This window comes from Stappia sp. G46H5W (assembly GCF_058448995.1).
This window is the reverse complement of sequence record NZ_JBZFLL010000001.1, coordinates 1,251,497-1,264,040: the sequence shown is the minus strand read 5'-3', so window position 1 is coordinate 1,264,040 and position 12,544 is coordinate 1,251,497. Positions and strand designations below refer to the sequence as shown.

General features: G+C 68.7%; 9 protein-coding genes. 7 read left to right on the top strand and 2 right to left on the bottom strand.

All coding sequences use genetic code 11. The annotated features are described in order from the left end of the window. Positions 1-57 precede the first annotated feature (57 nt). The gene (locus ACVJ6E_RS05325; RefSeq protein WP_120268585.1) at positions 58-1,212 is read right to left on the bottom strand and encodes an acyl-CoA dehydrogenase family protein; all 1,155 of its coding nucleotides are present in this window, start codon (positions 1,210-1,212) and stop codon (positions 58-60) included. Between the two features lie 62 nt (positions 1,213-1,274). On the opposite strand from ACVJ6E_RS05325, the gene ACVJ6E_RS05320 reads away from it, so the two are divergent. From ACVJ6E_RS05320 to ACVJ6E_RS05300, 5 genes are all read left to right on the top strand, one after another. Continuing rightward, positions 1,275-3,224, top strand: coding sequence for an ATP-binding protein (locus ACVJ6E_RS05320; RefSeq protein WP_120268586.1), 1,950 nt, complete (start codon positions 1,275-1,277; stop codon positions 3,222-3,224). A gap of 37 nt (positions 3,225-3,261) precedes the next feature. Beyond that, a complete protein-coding gene (locus ACVJ6E_RS05315) occupies positions 3,262-4,671 on the top strand; it encodes a sigma-54-dependent transcriptional regulator (RefSeq protein WP_120268587.1) in 1,410 nt (469 codons plus the stop codon). A gap of 261 nt (positions 4,672-4,932) precedes the next feature. After that, a complete protein-coding gene (gene dctP, locus ACVJ6E_RS05310) occupies positions 4,933-5,943 on the top strand; it encodes a TRAP transporter substrate-binding protein DctP (protein ID WP_120268588.1) in 1,011 nt (336 codons plus the stop codon). A gap of 175 nt (positions 5,944-6,118) precedes the next feature. Next, entirely contained in the window at positions 6,119-6,763 is a 645-nt protein-coding gene (locus tag ACVJ6E_RS05305; protein ID WP_120269227.1) for a TRAP transporter small permease subunit, read from the top strand. Continuing rightward, a complete protein-coding gene (locus ACVJ6E_RS05300) occupies positions 6,760-8,127 on the top strand; it encodes a TRAP transporter large permease (RefSeq protein ID WP_120268589.1) in 1,368 nt (455 codons plus the stop codon). Before ACVJ6E_RS05305 ends, ACVJ6E_RS05300 begins: the two co-directional genes overlap by 4 nt. Before the next feature lie 500 nt (positions 8,128-8,627). Here ACVJ6E_RS05300 and xseA read toward each other — a convergent pair whose 3' ends face one another. Further along, positions 8,628-10,109, bottom strand: coding sequence for an exodeoxyribonuclease VII large subunit (gene xseA, locus ACVJ6E_RS05295; protein WP_120268590.1), 1,482 nt, complete (start codon positions 10,107-10,109; stop codon positions 8,628-8,630). 118 nt (positions 10,110-10,227) lie between these two features. Between xseA and ACVJ6E_RS05290 the strand changes: the two genes are divergently transcribed. Continuing rightward, positions 10,228-10,980, top strand: a complete 753-nt coding sequence (locus tag ACVJ6E_RS05290) for a 16S rRNA (uracil(1498)-N(3))-methyltransferase (RefSeq protein WP_120268591.1) — start codon at positions 10,228-10,230, stop codon at positions 10,978-10,980. A gap of 131 nt (positions 10,981-11,111) precedes the next feature. Next, on the top strand, positions 11,112-12,485 hold the full coding sequence (locus ACVJ6E_RS05285) for a glutamate--cysteine ligase (protein WP_120268592.1): 1,374 nt from the start codon (positions 11,112-11,114) through the stop codon (positions 12,483-12,485). The last annotated feature ends 59 nt before the right edge of the window (positions 12,486-12,544 follow it).

Sequence of the window (12,544 nt, the reverse complement as noted above, 5' to 3'; positions counted from 1 at the left end):
GGCCGGCGTCTGCGCCGGCCTTTTCGTTCGGTGGCCCGTGGCGGGCACCGCGTTCGCCTACTGGTCGCGCAGCGCCTCGCGGGCGATGATCAGCCGCTGGATCTCCGAGGTGCCTTCGTAGATCGTGGTGATGCGGGCATCGCGCGCCAGCCGCTCCAGCGGATATTCGCGGATGTAGCCGGCCCCGCCATGCAGCTGCAGCGCCGCATAGGTGGCGCGCTGGGCGGCTTCCGAGGCGAAGAGCTTGGCCATCGAGGCCTCGCGGGCGAAGGGCTTGCCCTCGTCCTTGAGCGCGGCGGCCTGCAGGATCAGCAGCCGTGCCGCCTCCAGCTCGGTCTCCCGGTCGGCGATCATCCACTGCACGCCCTGCATGTCGGAGATCGCCTTGCCGAACTGCCGGCGCTCCTTCACATAGGCCTTGGCCCGCTCCATCGCCGCGCGGGCGATGCCGAGCGACAGGGCGGCGATGCCGATGCGCCCGCCGGCAAGTTCGCCGACGGCAATGCGAAACCCGTCGTTCTCGCGGCCGAGCAGCGCGCTTGCCGGCACCCGGCAATTCTCGAAATGCACCTCATTGGTCGCCGAGCCGGTCTGGCCCATCTTCTTCTCGGCCTTGCCGATGACGAGGCCCGGCGTGCCCGCTTCCACCAGGAAGCAGCTGATGCCCTTGCCCTTCGGGGCTTCCTTGTCGGTGACGGCCCACACCACGAAGACGCCGGCATATTCGGCCGAGGTGATGTAGAGCTTGGAGCCGTTCAGAATATAGTCGTCGCCATCGCGTTCGGCGCGCGTGCGCATCGAGGCCGGGTCGGAGCCCGCGCCCGTTTCCGTCAGGCAGAAGGCACCGGCGGCATAGGTGCCGTCGGTCAGCAGCGGCAGGTAGCGCGCGCGCTGCTCGTCATTGCCCACCGCCTGGATGACCTCGGCCACCATGTTGGAGACCGAGACGGTGACGCCGGTGGAGGCGCAGGCCCTGCCGATCTCCTCCACCGCGATGGCGAAGGCGACGCTGCCCGCGCCCGTGCCGCCATGGTCGGGCGAGATGTTGAGGCCCATGAAGCCGTTTTCGGCAAGCAGCTTCAGATTGGCGAGAAAGGCCTCCCGGCCGCCGCCCTGGTCCAGTTCCTCGGCCAGCGGGGCGATCCTGTCTTCGGCGAGCTTTCGCGCCGTGTCCTGGATGAGATACTCTTCCTCGCTCAACGAAAACTGCATCGGCGTTCCTCCCAGAACAATGATGTCGCCAAAGGTTTGGATCAGGACCGCAAGAACCGGCCATGACAGGTGCAAAGACATACGGCCCGGCGGCCCCGCTGTCCACGGTCGAGGAAGCGCCGGCGCGCGCGCAAGGGTTGCAGGCCCGCTCCCGCTACATGCCGGCATGGGTGTTCCGCCGGCCTCCGCCGCAGGTGCGGCGCGCCCTGTTGTTCCTGCCGCCGCTCCTGGTGCTGCTGCTGGCCGTCTTCGCCGCCGACTGGGCCGAGGTGCAATCGGGTCTGCGCAGCGATGCGGCGGCGCGCGAGCGGCTGACCCTTTACCGCGAGACCATCCTGCGCGAGCTCGAGAAGCATCGCTACCTTCCCTACATCGTCGCGCGCGATCCCCGCGCCGTCGGCGTGCTGGCGGACCCGGATCAGGTGGCCTCCGCCAACCGCTTCCTCAAGGATCTGGCGGCGACGACCGGGGCGGATGCGCTCTACGTGATGAATGCGGACGGGCTCACCGTCGCGGCCAGCAATTTCGATACGGCCGGTTCCTTCGTCGGCCGCAACTACTCCTTCCGCCCCTATTTCCACGAGGCGAAGGACGGCGGGGAAGGGCGCTTCTTCGCGGTCGGCGCCACCACCGGCGAGCCGGGCTTCTTCTTCGCCCGCTCCACGCCGGCCGGCGCGCCGGTGCAGGGTGTCGTGGTGGTCAAGGTCGACATGGAGCGGCTGGAGAACAACTGGCGCGAGGCCGGCGAGACCGTCATGGTCACCGACGTGCACGGTGTCGTCTTCCTCGGCACCCGCGACGACTGGCGCTATTCCTCCATCGCCCCGCTGGACGACATGGTCGTCGCCGCCATCCGCTCCGATAGGCAATACGGCAATGCACGCCTCGCCAGCCTGCAGCAGGGACCGCTGGCCCAGACCCGTCTCGTCCTCGGCGGCACCGCCTGGCGTCAGGCCCGGCTCAAGGTCGGCATGCTCGACTGGACCATCCATTACCTCACGCCGATGAGCGAGGTGCGCGCGCCGCGCGGCATCGTGTGGGCCGGCGCCTTCGCGCTCATCCTGCTTTATGCCATCTGGCTGCTGGTGCTGCGCAGCCGCCGGCTCGGGCGCGTCACCGCCGGCCTGCGCCAGGACGCGGCGACCTTGCGCGATCTCAACCGCCGTCTCGTCGACGAGATCGAGGAGCGCCGCCGGGTCGAGCGGGAGCTGCGCGACACCCAGGCCGATCTAGCCCGCGCCGGGCGCCTTGCCGCCGTCGGCGAAATGTCGGCGGCCGTCGCCCATGAGCTCAACCAGCCGCTCGCCGCGCTGGGCATGTTCGTCTCCGGTGCCCGGCTCTACCAGCAGCGCGGCGAGACCGCCGCGGTGACGGAGAACCTCGACGAGATCGATGCGCTGCGCCACCGCATGGCAACGCTCACCCAGGAGCTGAAGCGCTTCGCGCGGCCCGGCGAATCCCGCATCGAGACGGTGGACCTGCGCGACTGCCTGAAGACCAGCGCCAAGCTGGTGCGCCCGCGCATCGAGGAAAGCGGTGTCGCCCTGCAGCTGCATCTCCCCTCGCAGCCGATGACCGCCAACACCGCGCCGCTGCGTGTCGAGCAGGTGCTGGTCAATCTGCTGCGCAACGCCATCGACGCCTGCCAGGGCGTGGAGGCGCCCGTCGTCGAGGCCCGCGCGCGGATCGAGGAGGGGCGTGCCGTGATCGAGATCCTCGACAACGGCGAGGGTATCCCCGAGCCGCTGCGCGAGCGCATCTTCCAGCCCTTCTTCACCACCAAGCCGGCGGCGACCGGCCTCGGCCTCGGGCTTGCGATCTCCGCGCGGATCGTGGAAGACCTCGGCGGCGCCCTGAAGACGCGGCCGCGCCGCACGTCCGATGGCGCCTGCTTCATCCTGTCCCTGCCGCTGGCCGAGGACAGGGACGGGGCAGGCACGGTTGCGGCGGACAGGAGCGGGGAGGAGGCGCGGGCGCCCTCGCACCAACTCGACAAGGCCGGTGCGCAGTGAGGGCGGCAGGCGCACGAGGCGTGGGGAGCAGGACAGCATGACCATCGACAGCGATCCGCAAGCTGCAGCGGGCAAGCGCACGCCGGTGCTCGTCGTCGACGACGATCCCTCGATGCGCGCCGGGCTGCGCCAGTGGATGCGGCTGGCAGACTTCGATCCGGTCGAGGCGGTGGATGCGGAAACCGCGCTCTCGCGCCTTGCCGCCGACTTTCCCGGCTGCGTCATCTCCGATGTGCTGCTGCCTGGCGCCAGCGGCCTGGAGCTGCTGCGGCGGGTCAAGCAGATCGACCCGGACCTGCCGGTGATCCTGATGACCGGCCATGGCGACGTGCCGATGGCGGTGGAGGCGATGCGCCAGGGCGCCGCCGACTTCATCGAAAAGCCCTTCGATCCGGACATGCTGGCGGCGATGGTCCGCCGCGCCACCGGCCACCGCCGGCTGGTGCTGGAGAACCGCGCGCTCAGCCGTCGGCTCAGCGACATGAGCGGCCTCTCGGCCCGCCTCATCGGCGAATCCGCCGCCATGGTCCGCCTGCGCGAGCAGATCGGCCACTTCGCCCGCACCGATGCCTCGGTGATGATCATCGGCGAGACCGGCACCGGCAAGGAGGTGGTGGCGCGGGCCCTGCACGACCTGTCGCCGCGCGCCGACGCGCCTTTCGTCGCGCTCAACTGCGCCGCGCTCCCCGAGACCATGGTCGAGGCGGAGCTCTTCGGCCATGAGGCCGGTGCCTTCACCGGCGCCGACCGCAGCCGTATCGGCCGGATCGAGCAGGCCGACCGCGGCGTGCTGTTCCTCGACGAGGTGCCCTCCATGCCGCTCGCCCTGCAGCCGAAGCTCCTGCGCGTGCTGCAGGAGCGCGAGGTCGACCGCATCGGCGGCCGCTCGGCGGTACCCGTCGACATCCGCATCATCAGCGCGGCCAATGTCGACCCGCGCCAGGCGGTGGCGGAAAACCTGATGCGGCAGGACCTCGTCTACCGGCTCAACGCGGTGGAGATCCGCATTCCGCCGCTGCGCGAGCGCGGCGGCGACATCCGCCTGCTGTTCGACAGTTTCGTCAACCGCTTCATGGCCGAATACGGCATCGACGGCGTTGCCCTGTCGCCCGACGATGCCGGCTTCCTGTCGGCGCACGAATGGCCGGGCAATGTCCGCGAGCTGCGCAACGCGGCCGAGCGCTTCGTGCTCAACGCGCCGATGGGCGCGCCCTCGCTGCGCGATCTCGTCACCGGCGCAGCCCCCGGCGCGGAAGGGGCGCCGCGCGGGCGCCTGCGCGACCTGATGGAGGAGTACGAGCGGCGCGTCATCGTCGATGCGCTGCGCCGGCATGGCGGGCGGATCGCGCCAATTTTGGACGAGTTCGACCTGCCCCGCCGCACCCTCAACGAGAAAATGGCGCGCCTCGGCCTCAGCCGCACCGGCGATGGAGCGGGCGACGCCTGAGCGCGGCGATCGGCAAGATCTTGCCGATCGCTGGTAACCTTTCGGCAAGGTTTTGCCGGTCGATGCCGTCCCTGTTGCACTGCGCAATGGTGCAACCCGCCTTTTCCCCTCCCGGTTCCGGCCCGATATCGCCGCTTGCGGCCGATCTGGCACGCGGCTTGCCAAGCTTTTCCCAATCGCCTGTCAGGGAGGACGGGCGAGGATAGCGAGATGGCCGCGGCGGCAAGGTCAGCGCCCGGCCGAAATCTTGGGAGGACTGACATGACCCTTTCCCGCAAGCTCGCCGTGCTCGGCACGACGACGATCCTCGGTCTCGGCTTCGCGACCGAGACGATGGCGCTCGAGTGGAACGTCTCCGTCTGGGGCAAGCGCCGCGCCTTCACCGAGCATATCGAGAAGCTCGCCGAGCTGGTCAGCGAGAAGACCAACGGCGAATTCAAGCTGAACATCGCCTATGGCGAGGCCCTGTCGAAGTCGCGCGAGAACCTCGACGGCATCTCCATCGGCGCCTTCGAGATGGCGCAGATCTGCGCCGGCTATCACGAAGACAAGAACCCGACCCTGACGGTCATCGAGCTACCGTTCCTCGGCGTGCCGGACCTGCCGACCCAGATCGAGCTGGAAAATACGATCTACCAGCACCCGGCGGTTGCCAAGGACCTGATGCGCTGGGATGCCAAGCTGCTGATGTCCTCGCCGATGCCGCAGTACAACTTCGTCGGCAAGGGCGAGGCGCCGACCAAGGTGTCGGACTTCGAAGGCATGCGCGTGCGTGCGCTGGGCGGCATTGGCCAGGCCATGACCACCATCGGCGCCGTGCCGACCACCGTGACCGCCTCGGAGACTTTCCAGGCCATCGATTCCGGCACGGTGCGTGCCGCGTCCTTCGCCCCGCACGCCCACCTGTCGTTCCGCACCATCGATGCCGGCAACTGGTGGACCAACAACCTGAACCCGGGCACCGTCAGCTGCCCGGTGGTCGTCAGCAACGCCGCCTATGACGCCCTGCCGGACAATTTCCGCGAGGCGCTGGACAGTTCCGTCCAGGGGGCGATGGAGCACTACCTCGCCGAATACGACAAGGTGTACCAGAAGTGGTACCCGACCCTGGAGCAGATGAAGATCGAGCAGGTCGAGTTCTCCAAGGAAGAGCTGCAGGCGTTCAAGGAGAAGGCCGGCAAGCCGATCTGGGATGCCTGGGTGCAGAAGATGAACGCGCAGGGGCTCCCGGGCCAGGAACTGCTGGACCTCGCCCTGTCGAAGCTCGACTGACGCGGACATTGCGGACGGGCGCCGGCTTTCTCGCTTGAGAGAACGGCCGGCGCCTTTCCTTCGGGCCCCGTCCGGGGCCCGTTGCCCCATCGCCCCATGGACCCGATGAGCTGGCCCGTGCCTGCGGCCGAAGGCGGATGCCTTGCGGCTGCGGACCGGCCGGCGGGAGCTTGTCATGACATCGCCAACCGCCCAGAGCGGCCCGCCCGGCACCTATATCCGCTTCGACGGATGGCTGCGCGTGGTCGAGAACGCCTTCAACATGATCGCCGCCGTCAGCATCCTTGCCCTGATGCTTCTCGCGGTGGTGCAGATCGTCGGCCGCAATGCCTTCAACTGGCCGGTGCCCGGCTTCATCGACATCACCGAACAGGCGATGGCGGTCTTCGCCTTCATGGGCATCGCCTATTGCCAGCGCGTCGGCGGCCATATCCGCATGGAGCTGTTCCTCGGCAAGCTGAGCGGCCGGGCCATGTGGATCGCCGAGGTCATCGGCATCCTCGGCATCTGGATCGTCGTCGCGGCGCTGATCTACGGCTCCTGGTTCCATTTCGAGCGCTCCTGGACCATCGGCGACAGCTCCATCGATATCGGCCTGCCCACCTGGCCGTCCAAGCTCGTCATCCCCGTTGCCCTGTCCCTGTTGCTGCTGCGCCTGACGCTGCAGCTCTACGGCTATTGTCGCCTGGTGCGCGATCCCTCCGCCGAGCCGGTCGCCGTGCCGGTGCTGGCCGACGTCGAATCCGTCGCCCGTCATGAAATCGAGGAAGCGCTCGGCGACGACGACGCCTCCGGCAAGGGGCAGGAGACGCCGCGATGACCCCGTTCGAAATCGGACTGATCATGACCGGCCTGCTGCTGGTCCTCGTCGTGCTGGGCATGCGCGTTGCCTTCGCCGCCGCTCTTGTCGGCACGCTCGGCCTCATCGCCATTTTCAGCATGCGCATGGGCTTCGAGCGCGGTGTCGTCACCGCTCTCAAGATGGCCGGCACCATCCCGCATTCCAAGTCGGTCACCTATTCGCTCTCGGTGCTGCCGACCTTCATCCTGATCGGCTTTCTCGCCTTCTATGCCGGCTTCACCCGGCAGCTGTTCGAGGCGGCCAAGCGCTGGCTGGGCTGGCTGCCCGGCGGCATGGCGGTCGGTACGGTCTTCGCCACGGCGGGCTTTGCCGCCGTCTCCGGCGCCTCGGTCGCAACGGCCGCGGTCTTTGCCCGTGTCGCCATCCCCGAGATGCTGCAGGTCGGCTATTCCAAGCGCCTGTCGGCGGCGGTCGTTGCGGCCGGCGGCACGCTCGCCTCGCTGATCCCGCCCTCCGCGATCCTGGTGATCTACGCCATCCTGGTGGAACAGTCGGTCGCCAAGCTGCTGCTCGCCGGCTTCCTGCCGGGCATCTTCTCGGCGGCCGTCTACGTCGCCATCATCATCGGCATGGCCATGTGGAAGGGCGATGCCCCGCCGGTGCGCGGCTTCACCTGGGGCCAGCGCCTCGCCTCCGTGCCAGGCACGCTCCCGATCATCGCCGTCGTCGCGATCATCTTCGGCTCGCTCTACTACGGCTATGCCACGCCGACGGAAGCCGGCGCGCTCGGCGCCTTCGTCGTGCTGGTCTCGGCCTTCGTCAACGGCATGCGCGGCAAGCAGCTGTGGCAGGCCCTGCACGAGACGGCGAAGCTGACGGTGATGATCTTCACGCTCATCTGGGGCGTGCTGGTCTATGTCCGCTTCCTCGGCTTTGCCGGCCTGCCGGAAGCGTTCGAGCAGTTCATCGTCTCGCTGCACATGTCGCCCTGGCTGATCCTCATCCTCATCCTGTGCGTCTATGCGGTGCTCGGCATGTTCATGGATGCGATCGGCATGCTGATCCTCACCCTGCCGGTGGTCTATCCGGCGGTGATGGCGCTGAATGGCGGCGAAACGGTCTCCGCCGCCGACAGCGCCTTCGGCCTGTCGGGAGAAATGTGCGCGATCTGGTTCGGCATCCTGGTGGTGAAGATGGCGGAGCTCTGCCTGATCACCCCGCCCATCGGGCTGAACTGCTTCGTGGTGGCGGGCGTGCGCGACGACATCCCGGTGCAGGAAGTCTTCCGCGGTTGTGTGCCGTTCTTCGTTGCCGACATCCTGACCATCGGCGGCCTGGTGGCGTTCCCCGCCATCATCACCTTCCTGCCCTCGATCATGTGAGGGCGGGCATCGGCCCGAAGACAAAAAGAAAGGGGCGCCCGCCGGGCGCCCCTTTTTCTTGCAACGCTTCGGCCTCCGAGGGAGGGGCCGCCTTGCATTCTCTCCGATGTCACCCCGCCCTCTGCCGTCACCCCGGACGAGCATCGCGAGATCCGGGGCCCATTCGTTACCAGTCCGGTGGCGAGGACACGCCGACGCGCGCTCCCACTCACTGCGTGTCGTCCCGGTTTCGGCGAAGCCGAAGACCGGGACCCAGTAACCCCCGATCATGCGGCCGGAGCTGCGACGTTGCCGTGAGCAACCCTCGCCGAGGCTGGGGTTGCCGCTTTCGCAAACCTGACGGCTCCGGCGGATACTGGATACCTGCCTTCGCAGGTATGACAGCCGAGAGTGGGGGTGAGCGTCTCCCGCCTCACACCTGCCGAGGGTGCCAATGGGTCCCGGGTCGCGACTGCGCCTTGCCCGGGACGACGCAAGGAACGCGGAAGCCTCGCTGCCCCCTAGAACAGCGAGCCCTGTCCGCTTTCGCGCGGCTTGGCGACCGGGCGCGCCTTCGCACGTGGAGCGGCACGCGGCGCCGGCCGTGCGGGCTCGCGTCCCCCGCCGTCGGCCCCGCTGCCCGCATCAGGCTCGCCATCGCCCGACGCGGTCGCGGCAAGCCGGCTCTCGTCGCCGAATTCGATGGTGAGCGCATCGCCCGGCTGGATGCCGTGGGCCGAGCGCACCGGCTGGCCGTCCGCATCGCGTACGAGCGCATAGCCGCGCGACAGCACATTCTTGTAGGAGAGGCTTTCCAAAAGCTTAGAGACGGCATCGAGCCGGGCCCGGTCGCGGGCCAGCTGCTGGCGATGCGCCCTGAGCGCCCGCGCCTCCAGCCCGCCGAGCCGCTCGCGCGCGATCAGGACCGTGCGCGCCAGCGTGTGCGGCGACAGCCGCCCGGCGGCCATCATCTGCCGGCCGCGCTTGTCGCGAAGGCCAGCGCGCAGCGCCGGGGCCAGCCGTTCCGCATAGGTGTCGAGCCGTTGCCGCGGCAGTGCCAGCAGGTCGCGCGGCGAGGGCAGGGCGGCGGAGGCCGCCCGTAATTCGGTCCGCCGGCCGGAGATCAGTCGCAGCAGGCCGGAGATCTGCCGCCGCGCCAGGCCGTCGACGGTGGCCATCAGCTCGCCGCGCACCGGCACCGCGATCTCGGCCGCGCCCGTCGGCGTCGGGGCGCGCAGGTCCGCGGCATGGTCGATCAGGGTCCAGTCGGTCTCGTGGCCGACGGCGGAGATCAGCGGGATCTCCGACGCGGCTGCCGCGCGCACCACGATCTCCTCGTTGAAGCCCCACAGATCCTCGATGGAGCCGCCGCCGCGCGCCACAATGATGACGTCCGGGCGCGGGATCGCGCCGCCCGGCAGCATGCGGTTGAAGCCCTCGATGCCGTTCGCCACCTCGCGCGCGGAGGTTTCGCCCTGCACCCGCACCGGCCAGACCAGCACATGCAGCGGAAAGCGGTCGGAGATACGATGGAGAATGTCGCGGATCACCGCGCCGGTCGGCGAGGTGACGACGCCGATCACCTTGGGCAGGAAGGGCAGGCGCCGCTTGCGCTCCTCGGCGAACAGGCCCTCGGCGAGAAGCTTGCGCCGCCGCTCCTCCAGCAGTGCCATCAGCGCGCCGACGCCCGCCGGCTCCAGCGAATCGATCACCATCTGGTATTTCGACTGGCCGGGGAACGTGGTGATCTTGCCGGTGGCGATCACCTCCAGCCCCTGTTCGGGCTGGATCTTCAGCCGGCTCGCCTGTCCGCGCCAGATGACGCCGGACAACACCGACTGCGCGTCCTTGAGGTCCAGATAGATATGCCCCGAACCGGGCCGCGAGATACGCCCGAGCTCGCCGCGCACGCGCACATAGCCGAAGGCGTCTTCCATCGTGCGCTTGATCGCGCCGGAAATCTCTGACACCGAGTATTCGGAAAGGTTGTCGCTGTCTGCCAAGGCGGGATCCGGTTGGTGCTGTGTGTTCCGCGAGGGGACCGCACCTTGGTCCCCCCGTCAAGACCGCGCGCCCGCCGGTCCACGGCTCTCCTGTTCACGCGTCCCGGAAAACCCCGTCATGCCCCGTTACGAATTCCGCATGCAGCGCCTCCATGTCGAAGACGGCCTGTCCGCCGGCGCGGAGATCGCGCTTGATCGGGCCCAGTCCAACTATCTGCTCAACGTCCTGCGGATGAAGGACGGCGACGAGGTGCTGCTGTTCAACGGCCGCGACGGCGAATGGCGCGCAGCGCTGCGCCAGGAGGGACGCAAGCAGGCCTCGCTGGTGGCGAGCGAAATGACCCGCCCTCAGGCGCCGCTCCCGGACCTTCACTATCTCTTCGCCCCGCTCAAGCATGCCCGCCTCGACTACATGGTGCAGAAGGCGGTGGAGATGGGCGCCGGCGCCCTGCGCCCCGTCGTCACCCGCTACACGCAGTCGGGCCGCGTCAATCTGGAGCGCATGCGCTCCAACGCCGTCGAGGCTTGCGAGCAATGCGGCGTCCTTGCCGTTCCGGCCATCGAAGAGCCGGTGGCGCTGGAGGCGCTCCTTGGCGGCTGGCAGGCGAGCGAGGGCACGCGCATCCTTGTCTTCTGCGACGAGGGCGAGGCGAGCCAGAACCCGCTTGCCGCCTTGGATGACCTGTCGCAGGGCGTGCCGCTCGCCGTGCTCGTCGGGCCGGAAGGGGGCTTTTCTGAAGAGGAGCGCGCCCTGCTGCGGGCGCAGCCTTTCGTGGTGCCGATGCCGCTCGGTCCCCGGGTGCTGCGCGCCGACACGGCGGCCGTCGCCGCGCTTGCGGTGGTTCAGGCGCGGCTCGGCGACTGGCACTGAGCCTGTCCTTGCCGCCGGCAGCGGCGCTGTTTTCGCAGCATTCCGCCACTGGATTAGATCACGAAAAATCTCATTTGTTTTGGCCGGGGCGGCTGAGTATGGTGCGCGCCGACCACGCGAAGGGATACCCCATGGCCCGCGATACCATTGATTCCACCCCGGTCGCGGGGGTGGCCGACCTCGCTGCGACGCTTGAGGCCGGCTGCAAGCCGACGGACTCGTTCCGCATCGGTACGGAACACGAGAAGTTCGCCTTCCGCCTCGCCGACAATTCTCCGGTCCCCTACGAGGGGCCGGCCGGCATCGAAACCCTGCTGACGGGCATGGAAGGCCTGCTCGGCTGGGAGCGGATCGAAGACAACGGCCTCGTCATCGGCCTTGCCGATCCGGTCGGCGGCGGTGCGATCTCCATCGAGCCCGGCGGCCAGTTCGAGCTGTCCGGCGCGCCGCTGGACAACCTGCACCAGACCTGCCGCGAGACCAATGCGCATCTGGCGCAGCTGCGCCAGATCGCCGAGCCGCTCGGCATCGGCTTCCTCGGCCTCGGTATGACGCCGGACTGGCGCCGCGAGGACGTGCCGGTGATGCCGAAGTCGCGCTACGAGATCATGACGCGCTACATGCCGAAGGTCGGCAGCCTCGGCCTCGACATGATGTACCGCACCTCGACCATCCAGGTGAATCTCGACTTCGCCTCGGAGGCCGACATGCGGGCCAAGATGCGCGTAGGCCTGGCGCTGCAGCCGGTCGCCACCGCGATCTTCGCCAACTCGCCCTTCACCGACGGCAAGCCGAACGGCTTCCGCTCGTTCCGGGCCGAGATCTGGAAGGACACGGACAACGACCGCTCCGGTCCGCTGCCCATCGCTTTTGAGGACGGCTTCGGCTTCGAGAGCTATGTCGAATGGGCGCTCGACGTGTCGATGTATTTCGTCAAGCGCGGCGGCACCTATTACGATGTCACCGGCACCACCTTCCGCGCCTTCATGAACGGCGCGCTGGAAGGCGTCGTGCCGGATGCGCAGCCTACCATCGGCGACTGGAACAACCACCTGTCGACCCTGTTCCCCGATGTGCGGCTGAAGAAGTACCTGGAGATGCGCGGTGCCGACGGCGGTCCGTGGCGGCGCATCTGCGCCCTGCCGGCGCTCTGGGTCGGCCTTCTCTACGACGAGGGCATCCTCGACCAGGCGGGCGAGATGATCCGCGACTGGACCGAGGAGGAGCGCGTTGCCCTTCGCAACGACGTGCCGCGCCTTGGCCTCGAGACGCCGTTCCGCGGCGGCACGGTGCTGGATCTCGCCCGCGAGATGGTTGGCCTCTCCCGCGAGGGGCTGAAGCGCCGCGCCCGCCTCAACGATGGCGGCCAGGACGAGCGCGTGCACCTTGCCGCCGTCGAGGAGACGGTTGCGAGCGGCATGTCGCCGGCCGATGTCATGCTGCGCCGCTACAACGGCGACTGGGAGGGCGATCTCTCCCGGGTCTACACCGCTTACGCCTATTGAGGATCCGCGGCGGCGCAAGTCATTTGACCGCGCCGCCGCGACAGCGGAAGATGCCTGTT